This window comes from Kosakonia sp. MH5 (assembly GCF_009935945.1).
Classification (GTDB): Bacteria; Pseudomonadota; Gammaproteobacteria; order Enterobacterales; family Enterobacteriaceae; genus Kosakonia; species Kosakonia radicincitans.
Window position 1 is genome coordinate 44,757 of the sequence record NZ_QODH01000005.1, and the last position, 23,514, is coordinate 68,270.

Below are 23,514 nucleotides of genomic sequence, written 5' to 3' on the forward strand. Positions count from 1 at the left end.
TACGCCTCCGGAAAACTTTCGCCCCCAAACGGGGGCGAAGGAAGATTAACGCATCACGCGGTCGTCAACGTAGTTACGCTTGTCCGCCGCGGGCGGGAAATATTGATACAACCAGGTTTCACTGATGGCATCGCCCTGACAGCGCAGGAACATGCGCATCTCCACCGGATCGGTGGAATCATTGGTCGGATACCAGTCGAAGAGAATGCGGTAACCGTCGAACGGTTCCACATACAGGATTTCTACCTGTTTCGCTTCGCCGCTGGAGAGCGTGATCACCGGCTCAATGCCTTTCGGCGCGGCCGCTTTCAGATCGCCGCCGACGAAATCAATAGCAAAGCGACGCGCCCATTTCTCCGGATAATGTTCGCCCGGTGCCCAGCCTTCCGGGAAGCCGCCCATCCCGGTACGGGTCGCGTAGACACGTGCCAGCGGTGAACGGACCGGCGGCATTGCACTCCAGTACAGACGATACTGGAAAGCAAACTCATCACCCGCTTTCACCGGTTTTTCCGGCTGCCAGAAGCACACAATGTTATCCAGCGTTTCGCCGGTAGTCGGGATCTCCATCAGGCTCACCGCCCCTTTGCCCCAGCGATTGCGCGGCTCGACCCACAAACTTGGGCGTTTGTTATACCAGCCCATCACATCCTGATAGTGGGAGAAATCGCGATCCAACTGCAACAGGCCAAAGCCTTTCGGGTTTTCATCCTGGAAAGCGTTGAATTGCAGTTTTTGTGGGTTATTCAGCGGGCGGCAGATCCACTCACCGTTGCCGCGCCACATTGCCAGACGGTCAGAGTCATGAATTTGCGGATGAATAGTGTCGCATACGCGACGCTCATTGTTGCCGCAGCTGAACATACTGGTCATCGGCGCGATGCCGAGCTGTTTGATGTCTTTGCGCGCATACAGACGGTTATCCACATCCATGATCACCTGGCTCTCTTCGCAGTGGATCACAAATTTGTAAGCCCCGGTGATGCTCGCGCTGTCCAGCAGCGCATAGACGGTAAACGTGGTATCAGATGGTTTCGCGGTTTCGAACCAGAAGGCGGTAAAGTCCGGGAACTCTTCCGGCTGATCGGTAAAGGTGTCAATGGCCACGCCGCGCGCGGAAAGGCCGTACTGGAAGGTGCTGTCCACCGCGCGGAAATAGCTCGCACCGAGGAACGAGACGATATCGCGGCGCGCCAGTTCCGGCGCTTTAAAGGCACGGAAACCGGCAAATCCGAGGTCGCTCTGGCCTTCCAGTTGTTTGGTATCCACGCCCGCATCGTGATAGTTGAACAGCTCCGGGCGGAAGTGAATTTCACGCGCCTGATGCGTTTCCTTACCCAGCGAGAACATGCGCACGCGGCGGCGGAAACCCATGCCGACGTGGAAGAACTGCACATCCAGTTGACGCCCTTCGACGTTATTCCACAGCGAATGCTGCGCATCATACTGGATGCTGTTGTAAGCCTGCGGCGTCAGGTTTGCCAGCGTATTCGGCAATGCTTTCGGCGCACCGCCCCACGGCTGTTCCGACAGATCGTGCGCCATTGATTGCAGCACAGAGAAGTCAAAACGGCGGCTCTGCCCATCGGCAATATCCGTCTCCGCCGCAAACGCCGCGCGGGAGAAAAGAGATGCAACACCGGTGGTGCCGTAAGTGGCTGCAAGGGCCATGGATGCCTGAATAAATCGTCTGCGGTTCATGCCTGGTAACACGTCCTTCTGGTCGTAGAATGGCATTTCGCAATTGTGCGAAATAGCGACAAAAGCATTTCTTTATTGAACGCACACTCTAGACAAAATTCATTGAGAATCCAATTGTTGGCAGTTGAGAATTTACTCAAAACCGAAAATATTTCCTGTCGATGAGATCAGGCTGAAAATAATATGAAGTGAGGTATGACGCTGGAATTACGCAGAAAGAAAAAAGCCCCTGCCGGACATCAGGCGGCAGGAGCCAGAGTAGTGAATCGTTATTGTGCGCTTACGCTAACATCAATACCGGGGAAGTACTTTTCCGCCAGACTTTTGATGGTGCCGTCAGCGCGGACTTTATCAATGGCGGCATCAAGCTGTTTTTTTGTCGCATCGTCACCTTTGCGCAGCCCAAAACCGATGCCGCTGCCGAGGATCGTATCGTCCGATACCGGTTTGCCAATAAAGCCAAACCCTTTCCCTTGCGGCTTGCTGAGGAAACCTGCCTGCCCCGCCGCCGACATCACCAGTGAGGCGTCGATACGGCCGTTCAGCAAATCTCCCCACGCCATGTTCTGATCTTTATACGACACCACCGTGACACCGTGCTTTTCCCAGTGCTCTTTGGCGTAGGTTTCCTGGATAGAACCCTGCAACACGCCGATGGTTTTCCCTTTCAGCCCTTCCGCAGTGGCTTCCATCCCGTCGCCGCTTTTACCGACCAGTTGTGAAGGAATACGGTAGATTGGCTGTGTGAAATCGATGCTTTTACGCCGTTGTTCGGTGATGTTCATCGCCGAGTTAATGGCATCAAATTTTTTCGCCGTCAGCCCTGGGATCAGCGCATCAAACGAGGTTTCCACCCAGCTGCATTTCAGTTGTGCGGCTTTACAGATGGCGTTGCCCAACTCGATATCAAACCCTTCCAGCTCGCCTGCGGCATTGCGGCTTTCGAACGGCGGATATTCCGCCTCAACGCCATAGCGCAGTTCCGTTGCCGCGAATGAAGAGAGTGAGCAGAGCAAACCCATACCCAGACAGAGTGCTTTTAGTTTCATTATTAACGCTCCTTAGCGTGGCTTAACACGACACAGGGCCTGCGCGCCTGCTCTTAATGTGGCCTCATCTTTGGCAAAAGAGAGGCGAATGAGTTTGTTATCTGTCCCGTCTGTATAAAACGCCGACAGCGGTATGGTCGCAACACCGTACTCAGTAATCAGGCGTTTGACCATCTCGCTGTCGCTCTCATCGCTGAACGCACTGTAATCCGCTAACAGGAAGAAAGAACCCGCGCTGGGTAACAGGCGGAACGGCGAATCAACCAGCAGCGTTTGCAGCAGATCGCGCTTGCGCTGATAAAACGACGACAGCATCAGCCAGCCTTGCGGATCGCGCATCTGCTCGGCAAACGCGTACTGCATCGGGGTATCGGCAGAGAACATCAAAAATTGATGTACCTTGCAGATTTCATCCATCAATTCGGCGGGAGCAACGCAATAGCCGACGCGCCAGCCGGTAACATGATAGGTCTTCCCGAAGGAAGAGACGATCACGCTGCGCTCCGCCAGCTGTGGGTGCGTCGCCATGCCGTGATGCGGTTCACCGTCAAATACGACGTGCTCGTACACCTCATCCGAGAGGATCACAATATCCGTATTGCGGGTTAAGGCGGCCAGTTGATCGAGGTCAGCGCGGGAGAAGACCTGCCCGCTGGGGTTGTGCGGCGTGTTAACGATGATCATCCGCGTACGCGGCGTAATCGCTGCCCGCACTTCATCCCAGTTAACGGCGAAATCCGGCACCGTCAGCTTAATGGCAATCGGTGTGGCACCCTGCAAACGAACAATCGGCGCATAGCTGTCAAACGACGGTTCAAAGTAGATCACTTCATCGCCAGGATGCACCAGCCCGCTAATCGCGGAGTACAAACCCTGGCTGGCGCTGGCGGTGATCAGCACTTCGCTATCGACGTCGTAATGCGTGCGGTAGAGATCGGTAATTTTCTGCGCAATACGCTCTTTCAGCGAACGCAGCCCGGTCATCGGTGCGTACTGGTTGTGATTCTCCTGCATGGCGCGGGTAACACCGGCAACCAGTTGCGGATCGCAGGGGAAATTGGGCGCGCCCTGAGAGAGGTTAATCGCGTTGTGCTCGGCGGAAAGCTGGCCAATCACGGTAAAAATGGTGGTGCCGACATCAGGTAATTTGGAACGGGTTCTCACCGGCGTGCGCAAAGTCATTGTTCATCCTTTCGCTAAAAAGTGCATAAGCATTCAAACCAAAAGCACGCTGTCGCGACAATCGAATTGTTGTCATAATAGCCATGATAAAAACGCATAGCTGGAGTTGCCATGTCACACCGAACCCTGCCGCTGAATGCCATTGACGCCTTTCTGGTCACCGCCCGTCATCTCAATTTGACGCACGCTGCGCGCGAGTTATGCCTGACGCAGGGTGCGGTCAGCCGCAAGATCGCCGCGCTGGAAAGCTGGTTTGGTTTTCCGTTGTTTGAGCGCCACGCGCGCGGGCTGCGCTTATCCCCGCAGGGCAGCGCCCTGCTGCCGGAACTGCGCAGCGCGTTTGAACACTTGTTGATTGTTGCCGACCAGGCGCGCGCGCAGCAGACGGTGGTGCGACTGAAAGCGCCAACCTGCGCCATTCGCTGGCTGGTGCCGAAGCTGTTGCACATTGAGCAGCGCTACCCGGAGTTGCAGATTTCGCTCACCACCACCACCGATCACACCATCAATTTCAAAACAGAACCTTATGACGCAGCAATTGTGTTCGGCACGCATTTAAGCGCCGGGGATTTGCTGTTTGAAGAGGCGCTGACGCCGGTACTAAACAGCGCGCTGGCCGCAAAAACGCCGCTGGAGAAAGCAACGCTACTGCATCCGACGCGGGATAAAACCGACTGGTCGCTGTGGCTGGCCAGGCAGCAGGATTTCCAGCCGGCTATGAGGAAAAATCAACACTTCGACACCATGGATCTGGCGATTACCGCCGCTATTCAGGGGCTGGGGATGGCCATTGCCGACGAGACAGTCGTGGCTGAAGATATCCGCGCCGGGCGGCTTCAGCGTCCGTTTGCGCTGAGTATCAAGACCGGCGCCAGCTACCGGCTGGTCCTGCGCCAGTCGGCCAATAAAGCCGATGGGCTGGCGGCGTTTCGTGAGGGCTTGCTGGCGGCTAATCCAGCTTAACGTGGTGGCGCATCACCCGGCGAAAGAAGCTCAGACGCGTGCGCATAAAGCGATTAACCAGGCGAAATCCTGCATGTTTATTCAGTCCGATGCGCAGCAGTCTGTCGCGCCCGCGCACGCAGGCCAGCCAGTTCACCGGGCCGGCAAGCGATTCACAATGACGGCTGGCATGGCGGGCAAACTGCACCCAGTAATCGGCAAGATGCGCGGCAAACGCCAGATCGCGCAGGTTAACGTAGCTGCACGACGGCTCCGAAAGCATAAGATTGTCGAATACGTAGGGCACTTCGTTACCGTGCCACGCGCCGTTGATGTAAGTGTCATGCGCTGCTTCCGCAACATAGTCAAACCAGTAGCGCCAGCAGGGTTGCCGAACCCGCTGCTGCGCCTGCATCACCACCAGCCCGAGCGTGGTAAATGCCATATCGCGACACACCTGGCGGCCCAGCTCGGCATCGCCCTTCACTCCCGGATAAAGCAATTTAATCAGCCCTAACCCAAGGCGCTGCTCGCGACGCATTTTCTCGATCTGCCCGGCGAGATCGACGCCAAACTCCGCCATCACGCTGGCTTCATCGCTGTTCGAGCCAATAATCACCGGCATCGGGTGCTGCCTTGCGGCAAAAAACACATCGAGCATCGGTTCCGGAAGTACCTCGTCGCCGACAATCGGCGCAGGGGCAATTTTCAGCGGTGCAACCAGCGGCCAGAACGCATCGGCCGGGATCGCCCGCAATTGCTCTGCGCTGGCGTTTGTCAGGCCAAAGTGCGCAGCAATCGCTTCGCCTTTTGCCAGTGCCGCTTCCCGCGGCGTATCCGGCAAGGTATAGCTGCTCTGAATAATGCCTTTATGAAACAGCCCTTTTGCCAGTGGAGAAGCCATCAGCGCCATCACGCTGCGCGCCCCGGCAGATTCGCCAAACAGCGTAACGTTTTCCGCATCGCCACCAAACGCGGCAATGTTCTCCTGCACCCAGTGCAAGGCGGCGATTTGATCGAGCAAGCCGAAGTTATATACGCGTTCGCCCTCTTCGGCTTCCAGCGCCGGATGGGCGAAAAAGCCGAGATGGCCGAGCCGGTAATTGAGCGTCACCAGCACCACGCCGCGCGCGGCCAGCGCTTTGCCGTCGTAGGGCGGTAGCCCGCCGGAGCCAATGGTAAACCCGCCGCCGTGCAGCCAGACCATCACCGGCAGCGGTTTTTCGCGTTCGGCGGGCGACCAGACGTTAAGGTAGAGGCAATCTTCAGAAAACTGTCCCGGATCGCCACCGCCAATCTGCTGACAAGACTCGCTGTTTTGCCAACTGGCGGCAGAAAAACGGTCGGCGATGCGCACCCCTTGCCAGGGTTCCACCGGCTGCGGCGCGCGCCAGCGCAGCGGGCCAACGGGCGGCGCGGCAAACGGAATACCGCGCCAGACATCAAAGGCCGCTTCGCGACAGCCCAGCACGCTGCCGTGGCGGGTGTGCGCCAGCGGCGCGGAAGGATTCTCCATAACAACATCATCCGGAAATAACTGATTTCTGGCAGATTACCTGTTTTACAGCAGACCGCAACGTCGTTTGCTGCGCTCGGATGCCTCCTGATAAAGAGTAAATTCGTCGAGCACCGGGCAACCGAGCGCCGCTTCAAACTGCGCTTTGCTGGCGTTGCCGTGGCTGCGCGCCTGGGTTTCATTGCCAAGGTTGGACTGGAAGATCCCCGCCGCGCTGACCGGCAGAAAATCTTCGTAGGTGATGGGCTGCGCCACTACCCAGCCGCGTTCGATCAGCGGTTGCGGATCGTCGCCGGGGCGGATCGCCTGGCGATGCGCTTCGCCGGTCGGCGTCAGCCGGTAGCGGAACCACGCCAGCTCCTGCTTACGCAACAGCATTTCGCTGTCCGGGAAGGCTTTGAACACGTCCTGTAAATGCAACTGGTGCGTGAGATTGTCTTTGCCAGTGCCCGCCTCTGCCAATAACTGATCGTACAGCGCCCGCCCTTTTGGCGTCAGCGCCACGCCGCGCTGCTCGATTTCACCGAAGCGCGCGGTATGCGTTCCCTGATGTTCACCGTTGAACAGCACCGGTTCATCCAGCGCTTTGAAACTGGTCTGACGCAGTAAAATCGGCACATCGCGGCGCGGCGGCCCTTCGATAAGGATCTTCGGCTCGATTCCATATTTCGGCATCAGCGCCTGCACACGATCGATATCCAGCGTGCGCGGCGTTAAGTGATTGATATGGCAGCCTGGGAAACAGACCACATCGGCAATCAGCCGGTGTTCGTTGTGCAGCGCCTGGTACGTTTGCTCATCAACCGTGGCATGACGATGCCAGCGGAATGTCTCCAGCGCCTCCTGCACAAAAGCGTCGGCCTGCGGCGCGGTAAAACCGCCGTTCAGCTCATGCAGTTCAATCAACTGGCGACAAGCCGGCGTAAAGATATCGCGCTTCGCCAGGATCGCCGCCGCTTTGTTGCGCAACGACTCGTTCTCTATCAACTCCAGCCGCAGCAGCGAAGTAAAAATGCGAAACGGATTGCGCGCCAGCGCGGCGTCATCCACCGGACGAAACGCGGTAGAGTGTACCGGTACGCCCGCCTGCGACAGGTCGTAATAGCTCACCGGGTACATCCCCATAACGGCAAACATCCGCCGCAGCCAGGATAACTCTTCCGCAGTGCCCACCCGGATCGCGCCGTGGCGCTCAACATTAAGCCGTGCCAGCTCATCCGCATTGGCCAGTTGTTCATGCAACCGGGGATTGTGTTCCAGAACGGCGAGGTTCACATCAGCAACCAGCTCCAGCAGCGTGCCGTATTGCGGAACTTCCTGCTGGTACATTGCCGACATGGCCTGTGAAAATTGTTCGCGTATCTCATCGGCCGTGATGTTGTAACCCATTTCATTTTCCTTCCTGTGTGCTCTCTTCTGGAGTGTAGGAAGCACATTCACGCGCGTGATGGGAAATTTACAAAGTGTGATCATGGCAGGAAACGGATGCCGCTGAAGCGCAAAAAAACATAACGAAAGATTATGGAAACCGCCGGAGAAACCCATACAAAGTTGCAGGTTTCGTCACACTGCGCGGAAAATCTGTTTGTGACTCAAATAGATTAGATGTTAAGAATACTTTGCAATCAAGTTATCAAAAATAAACAACTTTACTTGTCACCGAAGCCGCTTAGTTTTTAACATCATCTTATGGAAAAAAATGGTCTCTTTTCACAGCGCATTCGCCTGCGCCATTTACATACCTTCGTGGCCGTTGCTCAACAAGGAACTCTGGGGAGAGCGGCTGAAACCCTCAATTTAAGTCAGCCTGCGCTGTCGAAAACCCTGAATGAACTGGAACAACTGACCGGCAAGCGTCTGTTCGAACGTGGTCGTCTCGGCGCGCAGTTGACGCATGTCGGCGAGCAGTTTCTGACGCACGCGGTACGGGTGCTGGATGCCGTCAATATTGCCGGGCAGTCGCTGGATCATAAGGCGGAACAGAAAAGCGATCTGATCCGCATTGGCGCCCTGCCGACTGCCGCGCTGGGTATTTTGCCGGCGGTGATTGGCCAGCTCCATAAACAACAACCGGATCTTAAGATCCAGGTCGCTACTGCCCATAATCCGATGCTGCTGGCCGGGCTGAAGTCCGGTGAACTCGATCTGGGCATTGGCCGGATGTCAGACCCGGAGCTGATGAGCGGCCTTAATTACGAACTGCTATTTCTGGAATCACTGAAACTGGTGGTGCGTCCAAAGCATCCCCTGCTGCAAAGTACCGTGACCTTAAGCCGCGTGCTGGAGTGGCCGGTGGTGGTGCTGCCGGAAGGTACTCCTCCGCGTGATAGCGCAGAAGAACTGCTGGCCAGCCAGAATTGCAAACTGCCCGCTGGCTGTATCGAGACGCTCTCTGCCTCGCTGTCGCGCCAGTTAACCGTCGGTTTTGACTATGTCTGGTTTGTGCCGTCGGGCGCGGTAAAAGATGATTTACGTCTCGGCTCGCTGGTCGCCCTGCCGATTCCGCCGCTGGGAATCGGCGATCCGGTCGGCATTATCACGCGTGTCGATACGCCGCTGCCGCCTGCTGCGCATACGCTTATCAGCGCAATCCGCAAAATCATGCCGGGTTAACCTCCCGGCACTTCATTCGGTTCTTCTTGTTGCGCAAATGGTAAACATCTCGTTAATTGTGTGATAAAAAGTGGTTGTTGATTAAGGGTTGTTGTTACACGAGCCAGGATAACGCTGTAACAACCCGCATCCGGAAGAACCAATGAAATTTAAAACAGCGATTAAACCCTACCACGCCGCTGCCGGTGGTCTGGGCTCTCTGGAAGCCACCACGCGCTTCGTCATTGACAGCAAAAATGCCCTCAAAAATATGCGCAACCTGTTGCGCATGAACAAAGCTCGGGGCTTCGACTGCCCTGGTTGCGCCTGGGGCGATGATAATAAAAGTACCTTCAGTTTCTGCGAAAACGGCGCGAAAGCGGTCACCTGGGAAGCTACCCGCCGCCAGATCGACGCCACGTTTTTTGCGCAACACAGCGTCAGCGCCCTGAACCGCCAGAGTGACTACTTTCTTGAATATCAGGGGCGCCTGACCGAACCGCTGCGCTATAACCCGCAAACCGACCACTACGAACCGATTAGCTGGGACGATGCGCTGGCGATGATCGGCGAACATATCCGGGCGCTGGATAATCCCAACCAGCTTGAGTTGTACACCTCCGGGCGCGCCAGTAATGAAGCCTCTTACCTGTATCAGTTGTTTGGTCGCATGGTCGGTACCAACAACTTCCCGGATTGCTCCAATATGTGCCATGAAGCCAGCGGCGCCGGGCTAAAACGTAGCATTGGCGTCGGTAAAGGCACCATTCATCTGGTTGATTTTGATAAAGCGGACGCCATTTTTGTCTTCGGACAAAACCCCGGCACCAACCATCCACGCATGCTGCACAGCCTGCGTCACGCCGCCGATCGCGGCGCGCGAATTGTCACCTTTAACACCCTGCGCGAACGTGGCCTTGAGCGTTTTGCCGATCCGCAAAAACCGCTGGAAGTGATCACGCCAATGGCGGGAACCATCAGCTCTTCCTACTATCAGCCGAATCTCGGCGGTGATATGGCAGCGGTACGCGGGATCGCCAAAGCGTTGCTGGAAACCCAGCGTCAGCGCCTTGCTAACGGCGAAAGCAGCATCTTCGCGGATGATTTTATTACTGAGCACACTCAGGGCATTGAGGCGTGGTTTGCGCAAATTGATGCCACCGACTGGCAAATCATTGAGCAGCAATCTGGCCTCAGCCAGCAGCAGTTGCGTGATGCGGCGGCAATATGGCAGACCGCAGAACGGGTGATCTGCACCTGGGCGATGGGCATTACCCAGCACAAACATTCGCTGGATACGGTGCGGGAAATTACTAACCTGCAACTGCTCGGCGGCCATCTGGGTAAACCGGGAGCCGGGCTGTGTCCGGTGCGTGGTCACAGCAATGTGCAGGGCAACCGCACGATGGGGATCGATGAAAAACCGCCGCAGGCACTGCTCGACAGCCTTGCCCGCCACTTCCATTTCGAACCGCCGCGTGAGCACGGTCACCATACAGTTGAAGCTATTCAGGCGATGCTGCGCGATGAAGTGAAAGTGTTGCTTGCGCTGGGTGGTAATCTTGCCGCCGCCGCGCCGGACACGCCGCTGACCTGCGAAGCGCTGCGCCGCTGCGGGCTAACGGTCTATATCAGCACCAAACTCAACCGCAGCCATTTAATGCCGGGTAAACAGTCGCTTATTCTGCCAACGCTGGGCCGCACCGAAGAGGATGTTCAGGCCTCAGGCCGCCAGTTTGTCACTGTCGAAGACTCCTTCAGCATGGTGCATGCTTCCGAAGGGATCGGCAAACCGCTGGCGGCAACGCAGCGCTCGGAAACAGCGATTGTCGCCGGGATTGCCCATGCGACCTTAGGCACAGCGCAACTCGACTGGCTGGCGCTGGCCGCCGATTACAACCTGATTCGCGACCATATTGCCGCCACGATCCCTGGCTTTCAGAATTTCAATGCCCGTTGCGACGAACCCGATGGTTTCTGGCTGGGCAATGCGGCGGCGGAGCTGCGTTTCAATACGCCATCCGCGAAAGCGGAATTCAGCGCTGCGGCGCTGCCTGACGCGGTCTGCCCGGAAATCACCGCGCCGTTTGTGTTGCAGACGTTACGCTCGCACGATCAGTACAACACCACGATTTATGGCCTCGACGATCGTTATCGCGGGGTTTATGGCCAGCGCGATGTGCTGTTTATGCACCCGGCCGATATTGCTGCGCTCGGCCTGAGCGATGGTGATCGCGTGGATATTGAAACCCAGGCCACTGATGGCGTGGTTCGCCGCGTGGAGGATTTCCGCCTCGTCGCCTACGATATCCCGCGCGGTAACCTTGCAGCTTACTACCCGGAGACGAACCCGCTGGTTCCTTTGACCCGCTTTGGCGACGGCACCGGGACACCCACCTCAAAATCGATCCCCGTGAGCGTCACTCCGGCGCAAACGCGCGCAACCCTGCGTATAGCCTGACCTTCCAGCCCGCATTTTGCGGGCTTTTTGCTCATTACCCGCGCCAGGTTTTAACAACTTCGAATAATAATTTAACAGAATCATCATACTTTTGATTCACCATATGGTTCATTTATGTTTACAATGGTGCTTCGTTTTGTGACAAAGAAAGTAATTTAACCTTCATTCATAACAATACCCCTATAAAAATTATCCATTTGGTTCGGACGGTTACCGTTTGCCGTTCCGCACACGAATGGGTTTCAGGAGAAAAACATGGCACCTGGTAATACGCCACGCGGGATGGTAAGCGTCCTGAAGTGGTTACTGGCCGTACTGATGATGGTTATCGGTCTGGCGATTGGCATTCTCGGTTATAAACTTGTCGCCGTCGGCGGCAGTCCCTACTTCCTCATCATGGGCATCGTGATGGTGGTGGCGGCAGGTTTGATTATCAAAAACCGCCCCAGCGGTATTCTGCTCTACGCACTGGCATTTATCGTTTCTCTTTTCTGGGCAGTCAGCGACGCTGGCTGGTCATTCTGGCCGCTGTTCTCGCGCCTGTTTACTTTCGGCGTGCTGGCCTTGCTGGCTGCACTGCTGTGGCCGCTGCTGCGTGCGCAACAACGTGCGACGCCGCTGCGTAAATCCTCATTCAGCCTGGCAGGCGTATTGGCGGTGCTGCTGCTGGTTAGCGCAGGCGGCATGTTCAAAACCTGGAATGTGATCGCGCCAACGGAAGCAGTTCCGGTGAAACCTGTTGCCGCCGGGACGGCGCAGCAGGACTGGAAACACTGGGGCAACACCACCCACGGCGATCGCTTCGCCGCGCTGGATCAGATTAACAAGCAAAACGTTAACCAGTTGAAAGTCGCCTGGGTCGCACACACGGGAGATATCCCGCAGAGCAACGGTTCTGGCGCGGAAGATCAGAATACGCCGCTACAAATTGGCGACACGCTATATGTCTGTACGCCGTACAGTAAAGTGCTGGCGCTGGATGTGGATTCAGGCAAAGAGAAATGGCGCTACGATTCGAAAGCTACTGCGCCAAACTGGCAACGCTGCCGCGGCCTGGGCTATTACGAAGACAGCCAGGCGCAGGCTGCGGCACAGAGCACCTCGCCTGCTGCCTGCCCGCGTCGTCTGTTCCTGCCCACCACCGATGCACGCCTGATTGCGATTAATGCCGATAACGGCAAAGTCTGTGATGACTTCGGCGACCACGGTGTGGTCGATCTGGGCGTTGGCATGGGCGAAATCAAACCGGGTTACTACCAGCAAACCTCGACGCCACTGGTCGCCGGGAATGTGGTGGTGGTCGGCGGTCGCGTGGCGGATAACTTCTCCACAGGCGAACCGCCGGGCGTTGTTCGTGCGTACGACGTTCACAGCGGTAAACTGGCGTGGGCGTGGGATCCGGGCAACCCGGCGATCACCGGCCTGCCGCCGGAAGGCCAGACTTATACACGCGGTACGCCGAACGTCTGGTCTGCGATGTCGTATGACGCCAAACTGAACCTGATCTATCTGCCAACCGGCAACGCCACCCCGGATTTCTGGGCCGGTGAACGTACCGCGCTGGACGATAAATACAGCTCTTCAGTGGTTGCTGTAGATGCCACCACAGGAAAAGTGCGCTGGCACTATCAGACCACACACCACGATTTGTGGGACTTCGACCTGCCTTCACAACCCGCGCTGTTCGACCTGCCGGATGGCAAAGGCCACACCACGCCGGTACTGGTGCAGACCAGTAAACAGGGCATGATCTTTATGCTCAACCGTGAAACCGGCGAGCCGGTGGCGAAAGTGGAAGAGCGTCCGGTTCCGGCGGGCAACGTGCAGGGCGAGCGTTATTCACCGACGCAGCCTTACTCGGTGGGCATGCCGATGATTGGCAACCAGACGCTGAAAGAGTCTGATATGTGGGGTGCGACGCCGATCGACCTGCTGTTGTGCCGTATCGCCTTTAAATCGATGCGCCACCAGGGTGTCTTTACTCCGCCGGGTCTCGATCGTTCCCTGCAATTCCCTGGCTCACTGGGCGGAATGAACTGGGGCAGCGTGTCGCTCGACCCGAACCATAACCTGATGTTTGTTAACGATATGCGTCTGGGGCTGGCGAACTATATGGTGCCGCGTGCAAACGTCGCGAAAAACGCCAGCGGTATTGAGATGGGGATTGTGCCGATGGACGGTACGCCGTTTGGCGCGATGCGCGAGCGCTTCCTCTCGCCGCTGGGTATTCCGTGCCAGCAGCCGCCTTTCGGCACGATGTCTGCAGTCGATCTCTCCACCGGGAAACTGGTGTGGCAGGTTCCGGTCGGTACCGTAGAGGATACCGGCCCACTGGGTATCCGCATGCATATGCCAATTCCAATCGGTATGCCGACGCTGGGCGCGTCACTTTCCACCCAGTCCGGCCTGCTGTTCTTTGCCGGTACTCAGGATTTCTACCTGCGCGCGTTTGATACCGCCACCGGGAAAGAGATCTGGAAAGACCGCCTGCCGGTGGGTAGCCAGTCCGGCCCGATGACCTATGTGTCGCCGAAAACCGGTAAGCAATACATCATTATCAATGCGGGCGGTGCACGTCAGTCACCGGATCGCGGTGACTACGTGATTGCTTATGCGCTTCCCGATAAGCAATAAGTTGTGATGGTGATAAAAAAGCCTGCTGATGCGGGCTTTTTTTTCGTCCGCGGCCCCCGAAAGCAGGGCGAGTTTCAGCCAACCTGCAACCAATCTTAAACAAACATTTCACTCGCCAGACACAGATTGCCGCCGCTGATAAACTACATAGTATCCCCCCTGGAGAGCGGAAGGTTATTGTCATGCAATATGAAGAACAGCAGCTTATCAACGGCCTTTTCGAACGTCTGAAACAGACCGGACAACAAAACAGTCAACGGGATGCAGATGCCGAGCGTCAGATCGCGGAATTCGTCAGACAGCAGCCTGCAGCCCCCTACTATATGGCGCAATCGATTTTGATTCAGGAAGCGGCGCTGAAACGCCTGCAAGCGCGGGTTCAGGAGCTTGAAAGCGAATTAGCCGCGCAAAAAAGCAAACCCTCGACGGGTGGCAGTTTCCTCGGCGGCCTGTTTGGCGGCGGGAAAAGCAACCCGCAGCCGGCCAATAGCTGGAATGCCCAGCCGCAACAACCACCGGCACAGGATTATTCACGGGCGGCAGCGCCGGCTTCGGCCCCGGCTCCCCGCAGCGGCGGTTTTATGGCTGGCGCGCTGCAAACTGCCGCTGGCGTGGCCGGTGGCGTCGTGCTGGCCGAGATGCTGACCAGTATGTTCCATCAATCGCGGCCGGAAGAGATCGTGAATATCATCGAAGAACCGGCAACGCCCGCCGGTGGTGATCCGTTTACCGCCAATCAATACGGCGACTTTAATAACGTCTCTGACACCCGCTTCCTCAACCAGGACGATCAGTTCGGCAATAATAACGACGCCTGGCAGAACGATGATTTTGATGACAACGACTACAGCAATGATGACGACAGCTTTATATAACGACGTTAGCGCTGGATAGAAAAAGAGGCCTTACGGCCTCTTTTCTTTTGCGGATTATCAGAAGGTTTCCCAGTTATCGCCGTTTGCCAGCGCAGGGCGCTGCGGTTTAAACGGTTTTGCCGTTGGCGAAGATGTGCTGTTCTGGCGCTGCGGCGCAGCACCGGTCAGGCGGAAAGCGCCTACCGCTTCGGTCAGACGCGCGGCCTGCTCTTCCAGCGAAGCGGCTGCGGCGGACGCTTCTTCTACCAGCGAGGCGTTTTGTTGCGTTACGTTGTCCATTTCCGTGATCGCCTGGCTCACCTGGGTGATACCTTTGCTCTGCTCATCGGATGCCGCTGCAATTTCCAGCATGATATCGGTTACGCGTTTCACCGCCGTCACGATCTCATCCATCGTTTCGCCAGCAGAAACCACTTCACCGGAACCTTGCTCAATCAGGCTGACGGATTCACTGATCAGCGCTTCGATCTCTTTTGCCGCCTGCGCACTGCGGCTCGCCAGCGTACGCACTTCGCTGGCCACCACGGCAAAGCCGCGGCCCTGCTCACCGGCACGTGCCGCTTCTACGGCGGCGTTGAGCGCCAGGATATTGGTCTGGAAGGCAATGCTGTTGATCACCGCAGTAATTTCAGAGATTTTGCGTGAACTGGTGGTGATGTTGCCCATCGTCTGCACCACGCCGGAGACAATTTGCCCGCCTTTGGTCGCTTTGCCGGAGGCGTCACGCGCCAGACCACTGGCATGGTGTGCGTTGTCGGCGTTCTGTTTCACCGTCGCGGTCAGTTGTTCCATGCTGGCAGCCGTTTCTTCAATTGCCGCCGCCTGTTGCTCGGTACGCGAAGAGAGATCGGTATTACCGGCGGAGATTTCACTGGTTCCACGATAGATCTCTTCCGCGCCCTGGCGAACCGTAGCGACGGTGGTAACCAGCGAATGCTGCATCGCCTGCAAATCACTGCTCAGACGGCCAATCTCACTGCGGCCAGTCGGTTCATCCTCAACGGTCAAATCACCGGAGGCAATGCGCGCGATACGCTGCGCCGCACGTTGCAGCGGGTTGATCACCACGCGGCGCAGTACGATGAAGGTAATGACTGTCAACACCAGTGCAAAGGCGAAGGCAGCGGCCATAAAAGTAAGCCCTAATTGCGTACGGCTGTGCGCCAGCTCTGTCAGATGTTCTGCGCGATCGGTGCGGATCTTAATCGCTTTCAGCAGCACGGTGTTATACGCGGCATCAAGCTGGCGCGCCTGTTCGCTTTCATGGTTGATGATGGCTTCAAACATGCCGTTTTTCGCGTATTTCAGCATCGGCTGCATGCCTGCGATGTAGGCATTAAACAGGCGAGTCAGATCGTCATCCAGCGCAACGTCCTCAGGCGTTTTAACTTCGCGCGCCATATAGACCTTGAAACCATCCTGCGATTGTTGAATACGTTTTTCCGCTTGCGCGACGTTATTTTTCATGTCGTCCATTTCGGCGATACGGCTTGCCGCGCCGGCATGGATCAGATTAAGACGAGCTGTACGTAAGTTGTTAGAACTGTTAGATAATCCCATGCGAACCTGGATTTCCTGCGTCACATCACGCTGATCGCGATCCGCTTGCATCATAAAATATCCTGCCAGGCCGGAGCTGAGCGCAAACAGCACCAGAATACCGCTGAGAATGGAGGAAAACAGGGGAACCAATCGAATATTGTGCATAAATCCAATGCTTTGCATTGCTGCTTTGTTATCCATGGCTATCGACTCTCATATTTGTCTAATGCATTCATCACGATGATATATATGCATCGGCAATAATTGGATTTTTCTTATGGAGAAAATCGTAACAGCGGTCACAGATTTGGACATTGGTAGCGCCAGCGGTTACACCGCTGGCGTGAAGCAGGATTAATTATCGCCGAAATGGATAACGGTACGGATAGATTTACCTTCGTGCATTAGATCGAACGCGTCGTTGATCTGCTCCAGCGGCATGCGATGGGTGATGAACGGATCGAGGCGAATTTTGCCCGCCATCGCATCTTCCACCATGCCCGGCAACTGGCTGCGGCCTTTCACGCCGCCAAACGCGGAACCGCGCCATACGCGACCGGTCACCAGCTGGAACGGACGGGTGCTGATCTCCTGGCCCGCGCCCGCGACACCGATGATCACGCTTTCGCCCCAGCCTTTATGGCAGCACTCAAGCGCAGAACGCATAACGTTGACGTTACCGATACATTCAAAGCTGAAATCAACGCCGCCGTCGGTCATCTCGACAATCACATCCTGAATCGGACGGTCGTGATCTTTCGGGTTGATAAAGTCGGTTGCACCCATCTCTTTCGCCAGCGCGAATTTATCCGGGTTGGTATCGATAGCCAGAATCCGCCCGGCCTTCGCCTGAACCGCGCCCTGAATCGCCGCCAGACCGATACCGCCGAGACCGAAGATCGCCACGGTATCGCCCTCTTTCACTTTCGCCGTGTTGTGCACCGCGCCGATACCGGTGGTAACACCGCAGCCGAGCAGACAAACTTTATCCAGCGGCGCCTGCTCGTTCACTTTTGCCAGCGAGATTTCCGCGCAGACGGTGTATTCGCTGAAGGTGCTGGTACCCATATAGTGGAAAATCGGCTCGCCGTTGTAAGAGAAACGGGTGGTACCATCCGGCATCAGACCTTTCCCCTGCGTGGCGCGTACGGCCTGGCAGAGGTTGGTTTTACCGGATTTACAGAACTTACATTCACCACATTCTGCGGTGTACAGCGGAATAACGTGGTCGCCCGGTTTCAGGCTGGTCACGCCTTCGCCGACTTCAACCACAATTCCGCCGCCTTCATGGCCGAGCACCGCCGGGAATACCCCTTCCGGATCGTCACCGGAGAGCGTAAACGCGTCGGTATGACACACCCCGGTATGCGTGATACGGACCAGCACTTCGCCCTTTTTCGGCGGCGCAACGTCGATTTCGACGATTTTAAGAGGTTGACCCGGCCCGAAGGCAACGGCTGCACGTGATTTCATATGTCTCTTCCTTTTTGTGAATACCTTGATGCTTATTTTAGATAAGAGCGCAAAAGATGACCGACTTCTGCCATGCGAACCGCACGCTGCTCCGCAGTGGTGTCGCCGTTGACCAGCTCATCTTTCAGGTGAATTTCAACCATTTCGCCCATCAGGCCGTTGGCCGCGCCGCGCACAGCGGCAATTTGCTGCAAAATGGCGATGCAGGGCTCGCCGCTTTCCAGCGCACGTTCCAGCGCATCGACCTGACCACGGATGCGGCGCACTCGCGTCAAAACGCGTTTCTTGTCTTCTGGTGAATGGGGCATGTGACCTCCTGCATACTATAGGGGGGTATGGTACATAAGAACATCATCCGCAGTAAACGGTAAGTTTTGTACGGGTACAGGAAGGCCGCCGGGAAAGTATAAAAATGGGTGTGGGGATCGATTAGCAACCCGGTATATAACTTAATAAATATACTAAAACGACCTTTCAAATATATTATATAAAGCCCAATACTGTTCGTAATTTGTTATCTTTTCGTGAGTTTTAATTAACCACGCAACAATATCAGAATGTAATTAATTCTCGCTGCTTGAATAACTCGCAAGACAACAATCAAAACCCTCTCAACTTTGTTTTGTATCAAGATCCATTGTAAAGCTTATTAAATATATCCCAGCTTTAGCTATTTAAATTAAATATATTAATTGGGTTAGGTTCTCACTTACTTATTTGTTAAGATTTTTCTTATTCAGGAGATTAAATTAGCCGCAAGGAGCAGCTATGCGCTGGAATATTACGGAAATGCTGGTATCACCAACGACCAAAACCGCTTTCGCTCTGGCCCGCAACACACCAGAGCTGGCGGTCATTGTCTGGTATAAAGGTAATTATTTTTTACGCCCTGATAACATATTACATACGTACAAGGAACACCTCACCGTTAATGGAAAAACATGTGACTTTAACATTATTCATACCCTGCCCTTTTTTCCCGCCGTCTGGCAAACACTAAAAAAAGGCTGTCACTGTCCGGGCAATGAGGATATTTCGTTAAGAACGTGTGAACATCAAAAAACCTGTGAATTCGATCTTTGCCCCTACGGTATAAAAATGATCAAGTGATTATTTATTAATTTAATTATTACCCTGCAATCGAATAATGTTGATGGGGCGCGAACTGCTACGCCCATCATATTCAACCACGCATGTATAAAAACCCCGGTGGAAGATCTCACCGGGGCGACATTCAACGTTTCAGCGGCAACCCGGCCGTTTCCCGGGCGCGCAGCACCGTAAGGAAGGTAATCAGCGCAGCGGCCATTACGTAAAAAGCTGGTGAGAATTTATCGCCGGTGCTGGTGATCAGCCACGCCGAAAACCACGGGGTGATCCCGCCGAAAAACGCGACCGCAAAGTTATAAGCAATAGACAAGCCGCCGTAGCGCACGCTGGTCGGGAACAGTTCCGCCATCGCCGCCGTACAGGCACCGTCGAAGGCGGCAATAAATGCGCCGAGCATCACCATCGCCAGCACCGCTGACAGCACATCTCCGTTCGCCATCACCATCATTGCCGGATAACTGAGCAGGATAAACCCGGCGCATCCCGTCAGCATCAACGGCTTGCGACCATATTTATCCGACAGATAGCCCATAAACGGCACCAGCACCGCGACGGAAAAGAGCCCGATAGTCGTGATGGCATAGGCATTGAGTTTGGAAAAATGCAGCTCGGTCGCTAGATAACTCGGCATGAACGTTTGCAGCGTCCAGTGCCCGACAGCCTTGATCACCACAAAACCCACGCAGAACAGCAACGCGCCCCAAGCGGTGGTCACCGCTTTGCGCAGCGGCGCACTGGATGTCTGACCGCTCTTCATGGCGGCAATAAATTCCGGCGAATCTTCCAGATGTTTTCGCAGATACAGCCCCACCCAGCCCAGCGGCCCGGCGATCAGGAATGGGATACGCCAGCCCCAGTCGTTCATTGTGCTTTCGCCAAGTGTTGCGGTCAGCAGAAAAACCAGCCCGGAACCGACCACGAACGCCATAAAGCCAAAGTTATCGATCCAGCAGGTAAAATAACCACGGCGTTCTGTCGGGGCGTATTCCGCCAGGTAAGTTGTGGCCCCGGAGCTTTCGCCCCCGGCGGCAAAGCCCTGCACCAGGCGCGTGATCACCAGCAGCACAGTGGCGGTGATCCCCACATGGTGATAAGTGGGCAACAAACCCATCACGAATGTCGCCCCGGAAGTCAGCAGGATCACAGTCGCCAGTACTTTCTGCCGCCCTTTGCGATCGCCCAGCGAGCCGAAGAATAATCCGCCCAGCGGGCGCATAATAAAGCCCGCGCCAAATACCGCGAATGATGAGAGCAACGCAACGCTCGGATTGCCGGACTGGAAAAATTGCAGCCCGATAATCGCGGCCAGCGTGCCGTACAAGCCGAAATCAAACCATTCCACAAAATGGCCGATCCCGGTGGCGAGTAGCACTTTGCGTAATTTACGCGATCCGGCCACCTGCTCCTGTTCGGTCGCGCGATCGAAAGAGTCCTGTACAGGCTGTGTCATATCCCCTCCACTTATCAAAGTGTTTCTATAATAGATATACTATCTACACGGCTTGTACGAATTCAGCACAGCACAGATGGCGTAAAATGTGATTTCCGCCCTGCTTTTCTCGGCGAAAAACCAGGCAGGATCACATTTTACGCCATAAAAAAGCCCCGCATCGCGGGGCGAAATACGTTGTTTTAACCCGATAAGTTTAGCACTATCGGGCAGATAACCATTAGTTGCGTTTTTTCGGCATCATCCGCAACAGCGTATTGTCTTTATAGTAGTAATGATGCGCCAGCGCCGCCGCGGCATGCAGGCCAATAACAAAATAGCCCAGATTAGCCAGAAATTCGTGGTACTCCTTCAGCGTATCCACCAGATCAAAGTTAGCCTCTGACGCATACGGCATCACCATGCCGAACGCGATCCACGGCCCGCCCCGGTTGTACATCATTAGCAGGCCAATAACAGGCAGAACGATAAACAGCAGATAAATGACCAGATGGCCCAGATGCGCCAGCCCGGTCATCATTGGCGAGGGTTTGGGCACAATCGGCGGCGTCGGGTTTTTTAGCCGTGCCAGCAAACGAGCGACCATGAGAACAAGAATAGAAATACCGCAGGAGACATGCACCATGTTAAACCACGGGCGGTAGCTGCGTGGCGCAAATCCGCGAAACTCCATGGCGCAATAAGCGGTTACGATTAGCAGAAACACCAACCAGTGAAGGGTGATTTGCACGGAAGAATATTTACTGCGCATAAGGCGATCCTGAAAAAATAACAGAACGCCAACATAGCCGTATTTCCTTAAAAATTCATTAACTTTTCCTCTTCAACATTCAGTCACTTACCCTTCATTGAACGCGATTCATTTGCCCAACAATCCCCACCAGGCTATCACTGAGGTGTGCAATAACGTGATCATGACCTAAAAAGCGGAGTGAATTATGAGCAAAATTGGCATCAATGGATTCGGGCGTATCGGACGTCTGGTACTGCGTCGTCTGCTGGAAACCAACAGCAGCGCGGAAGTTGTCGCAATTAACGATCTCACCTCACCCAAAGTGCTGGCCTATTTATTGAAGCATGATTCTAACTACGGTCCATTTGGCTGGAGCGTGGATTTCACCGAAGATTCGCTGATCGTCAACGGTAAAAGCATCACTGTCTATGCCGAGAAAGAGGCGAAACATATCCCGTGGCGCAGCGCCGGTGCCGAGATCATTGTGGAATGTACTGGCTTCTATACGTCGGCTGAAAAATCACAGGCGCATCTGGAAGCCGGTGCGAAAAAAGTGCTCATCTCCGCGCCCGCCGGTGAGATGAAAACCGTGGTTTTTAACGTCAATGATGAAACCATCAATGCTGAGGACACCATTATTTCGGTCGCCTCCTGCACCACCAACTGCCTCGCGCCGATGGCCAAAGCGCTACAGGACAACTTCGGCATCAAAGCTGGCACCATGACCACCATTCACGCCTATACCGGCACGCAGGCGCTGGTCGATGGGCCACGCGGCAAAGATCTGCGGGCCTCGCGTGCGGCAGCGGAAAACATCATCCCGCACACCACTGGTGCAGCAAAAGCGATCGGTCTGGTGATCCCGGCGCTGAGCGGCAAACTGAAAGGCCACGCGCAGCGCGTTCCGGTGAAAACCGGCTCGGTAACCGAGCTGGTATCGGTTCTGGAGAAGAAAGTCACCGTCGATGAGATCCACCAGGCGCTGAAAAAAGCCACTGAAAATAATGAATCCTTCGGCTATACCGATGAAGAGATTGTTTCGTCCGATGTTATTGGCAGCCACTTTGGTTCGGTGTTCGATGCCACGCAGACAGAAATCACCGAAGTGGGCGATCTGCAACTGGTGAAAACCGTCTCCTGGTACGATAACGAGTACGGTTTTGTCACTCAGCTCGTGCGCGTACTGGAAAAATACCGCGCGCTTTAACGTTCACATAGGCCGGATGAGGCAACGTTTACCCGGCCTGCGCTAATTGCAGGCCGGATAAGCGCAAGCGCCATCAGGCGAGGCGAGACATGAGAAATATCAGCCCGGAAGATTTATTGACGTTGATGAATGTCGCAGTGCAGCACGCCAGTACGTTTCCCGTCTGGCCGCAGGGAGAAGCGCCAGGCGCCGCCGCCAGCCCGGTGCGTTTTCAACTCGAAACGTTTCACACCGGCCCAACCCCCTTTGACCGCTCAGTCACCGGCGTTCGCGCCCCGGAAATCACCGTTTACGCCCCGCAAAACCCCAACGGCGTTGGGATCCTTATCACGCCTGGCGGTTCTTACCGTCGGGTGGTTCTGGATAAAGAAGGCAGCGCGCTGGCTCCCTGTTTCAATGCCAAAGGCTACACCCTGTTTGTGATGACCTACCGGCTTCCGGCAGATCAGCATGCAGAAGGCGCGGATGCGCCGCTGGCGGATATACAGCGCGCCATGCGCACGATCCGCGCCCGCGCCGGGGAGTGGCGGCTGGATCCCGCAAAGCTCGGCGTGATGGGCTTTTCCGCTGGCGGCCATGTCGCGGCCAGCCTCGGCACACGCTATGACGAAGTGGTTTACCCGTCGTCTGACGACATCGACCGCCAGAGCGCGCGTCCGGCGTTTATGGCGCTGGTTTATCCGGTTATCACCATGCAAGCTGAAATCGATCACCCGATTTCCCGCCAGCAACTGCTTGGCGAGTCACCGACTGACGAACAGGTACGTCATTATTCCCCCGAACAGAATGTTAACAGCGAAACACCGCCGGTTTTCCTGCTGCATGCGGTGGACGATCCAGCGGTGAAAGTGGAGAACAGCCTGGTGATGTTTACTGCGCTGCGCCGTCTTGGCGTACCGGTAGAGATGCATCTGTTTGAGCAGGGGAAACACGGTTTTGGTATTCGTGATGCGCTGGGGTTGCCGGCCGCCGTCTGGCCGGAGCTGATGATGGCATGGATAGCGACCAAAGTGTAAACGCGCCCCCGCGCCTGGCGGGGGCGATACA

Annotated in this window: 18 protein-coding genes; 8 read left to right on the plus strand and 10 right to left on the minus strand. The window is 55.7% G+C overall.

Annotated features, from left to right (window positions below; genetic code table 11):
* Nucleotides 1-45: 45 nt before the first annotated feature.
* The 3 genes from DK872_RS14720 to DK872_RS14730 all read right to left on the minus strand — a co-directional run bounded on the left by DK872_RS14720 (nt 46) and on the right by DK872_RS14730 (nt 3,932).
* Nucleotides 46-1,701 carry a glucan biosynthesis protein D gene (locus DK872_RS14720; RefSeq protein ID WP_161518485.1) on the minus strand — a complete coding sequence of 552 codons (1,656 nt, stop codon included), beginning with the start codon at nt 1,699-1,701 and terminating at the stop codon, nt 46-48.
* 269 nt (nt 1,702-1,970) lie between these two features.
* Nucleotides 1,971-2,750: a transporter substrate-binding domain-containing protein gene (locus DK872_RS14725; RefSeq protein WP_007372018.1), complete on the minus strand. Its 780-nt coding sequence runs from the start codon at nt 2,748-2,750 to the stop codon at nt 1,971-1,973.
* Nucleotides 2,751-2,762: 12 nt separating this feature from the next.
* Nucleotides 2,763-3,932 (minus strand): pyridoxal phosphate-dependent aminotransferase, encoded by a 1,170-nt coding sequence (locus tag DK872_RS14730; protein ID WP_107146727.1) that lies wholly within the window; start codon nt 3,930-3,932, stop codon nt 2,763-2,765.
* 111 nt (nt 3,933-4,043) lie between these two features.
* On the opposite strand from DK872_RS14730, the gene DK872_RS14735 reads away from it, so the two are divergent.
* Nucleotides 4,044-4,895, plus strand: a complete 852-nt coding sequence (locus tag DK872_RS14735; RefSeq protein WP_007372016.1) for a LysR family transcriptional regulator — start codon at nt 4,044-4,046, stop codon at nt 4,893-4,895.
* Here DK872_RS14735 and DK872_RS14740 read toward each other — a convergent pair.
* Both DK872_RS14740 and DK872_RS14745 read right to left on the minus strand, forming a co-directional pair.
* Nucleotides 4,882-6,390 carry a carboxylesterase/lipase family protein gene (locus DK872_RS14740; RefSeq protein WP_161518486.1) on the minus strand — a complete coding sequence of 503 codons (1,509 nt, stop codon included), beginning with the start codon at nt 6,388-6,390 and terminating at the stop codon, nt 4,882-4,884. The genes DK872_RS14735 and DK872_RS14740 overlap by 14 nt on opposite strands.
* A gap of 45 nt (nt 6,391-6,435) precedes the next feature.
* Entirely contained in the window at nt 6,436-7,779 is a 1,344-nt protein-coding gene (locus DK872_RS14745; protein ID WP_007372014.1) for a VOC family protein, read from the minus strand.
* A 300-nt stretch (nt 7,780-8,079) separates the two neighbouring features.
* Here DK872_RS14745 and DK872_RS14750 point away from each other — a divergent pair, with 300 nt between their 5' ends.
* The 4 genes from DK872_RS14750 (at nt 8,080) to DK872_RS14765 (ending at nt 14,952) form a co-directional block, all read left to right on the plus strand.
* Nucleotides 8,080-9,003 (plus strand): LysR substrate-binding domain-containing protein, encoded by a 924-nt coding sequence (locus tag DK872_RS14750; protein WP_071920861.1) that lies wholly within the window; start codon nt 8,080-8,082, stop codon nt 9,001-9,003.
* A gap of 142 nt (nt 9,004-9,145) precedes the next feature.
* Nucleotides 9,146-11,443 carry an FdhF/YdeP family oxidoreductase gene (locus DK872_RS14755; protein WP_161518487.1) on the plus strand — a complete coding sequence of 766 codons (2,298 nt, stop codon included), beginning with the start codon at nt 9,146-9,148 and terminating at the stop codon, nt 11,441-11,443.
* A gap of 255 nt (nt 11,444-11,698) precedes the next feature.
* Entirely contained in the window at nt 11,699-14,077 is a 2,379-nt protein-coding gene (locus tag DK872_RS14760) for a membrane-bound PQQ-dependent dehydrogenase, glucose/quinate/shikimate family (RefSeq protein WP_107146724.1), read from the plus strand.
* Between the two features lie 182 nt (nt 14,078-14,259).
* Nucleotides 14,260-14,952 carry a DUF2076 domain-containing protein gene (locus DK872_RS14765; RefSeq protein ID WP_035885588.1) on the plus strand — a complete coding sequence of 231 codons (693 nt, stop codon included), beginning with the start codon at nt 14,260-14,262 and terminating at the stop codon, nt 14,950-14,952.
* A gap of 57 nt (nt 14,953-15,009) precedes the next feature.
* Here the strand turns inward: DK872_RS14765 and DK872_RS14770 are convergent, their stop codons facing one another.
* The 3 genes from DK872_RS14770 to DK872_RS14780 all read right to left on the minus strand — a co-directional run bounded on the left by DK872_RS14770 (nt 15,010) and on the right by DK872_RS14780 (nt 18,275).
* The gene (locus DK872_RS14770; protein WP_007372009.1) at nt 15,010-16,695 is read right to left on the minus strand and encodes a methyl-accepting chemotaxis protein; all 1,686 of its coding nucleotides are present in this window, start codon (nt 16,693-16,695) and stop codon (nt 15,010-15,012) included.
* A gap of 153 nt (nt 16,696-16,848) precedes the next feature.
* Nucleotides 16,849-17,967: an S-(hydroxymethyl)glutathione dehydrogenase/class III alcohol dehydrogenase gene (locus tag DK872_RS14775; protein ID WP_007372008.1), complete on the minus strand. Its 1,119-nt coding sequence runs from the start codon at nt 17,965-17,967 to the stop codon at nt 16,849-16,851.
* Nucleotides 17,968-17,999: 32 nt separating this feature from the next.
* A complete protein-coding gene (locus DK872_RS14780) occupies nt 18,000-18,275 on the minus strand; it encodes a metal/formaldehyde-sensitive transcriptional repressor (RefSeq protein WP_007372007.1) in 276 nt (91 codons plus the stop codon).
* A gap of 460 nt (nt 18,276-18,735) precedes the next feature.
* On the opposite strand from DK872_RS14780, the gene DK872_RS14785 reads away from it, so the two are divergent.
* The gene (locus DK872_RS14785; RefSeq protein ID WP_007372006.1) at nt 18,736-19,077 is read left to right on the plus strand and encodes a hypothetical protein; all 342 of its coding nucleotides are present in this window, start codon (nt 18,736-18,738) and stop codon (nt 19,075-19,077) included.
* A 124-nt stretch (nt 19,078-19,201) separates the two neighbouring features.
* Here the strand turns inward: DK872_RS14785 and DK872_RS14790 are convergent, their stop codons facing one another.
* Entirely contained in the window at nt 19,202-20,527 is a 1,326-nt protein-coding gene (locus DK872_RS14790; RefSeq protein WP_149288749.1) for an MFS transporter, read from the minus strand.
* A 220-nt stretch (nt 20,528-20,747) separates the two neighbouring features.
* Nucleotides 20,748-21,278: a cytochrome b561 gene (gene cybB, locus DK872_RS14795; protein ID WP_035885584.1), complete on the minus strand. Its 531-nt coding sequence runs from the start codon at nt 21,276-21,278 to the stop codon at nt 20,748-20,750.
* A gap of 187 nt (nt 21,279-21,465) precedes the next feature.
* Between cybB and gap the strand changes: the two genes are divergently transcribed.
* Both gap and DK872_RS14805 read left to right on the plus strand, forming a co-directional pair.
* The gene (gene gap / locus DK872_RS14800) at nt 21,466-22,467 is read left to right on the plus strand and encodes a type I glyceraldehyde-3-phosphate dehydrogenase (protein WP_007372003.1); all 1,002 of its coding nucleotides are present in this window, start codon (nt 21,466-21,468) and stop codon (nt 22,465-22,467) included.
* 89 nt (nt 22,468-22,556) lie between these two features.
* Entirely contained in the window at nt 22,557-23,483 is a 927-nt protein-coding gene (locus tag DK872_RS14805; protein ID WP_161518488.1) for an alpha/beta hydrolase, read from the plus strand.
* Nucleotides 23,484-23,514 lie beyond the last annotated feature (31 nt).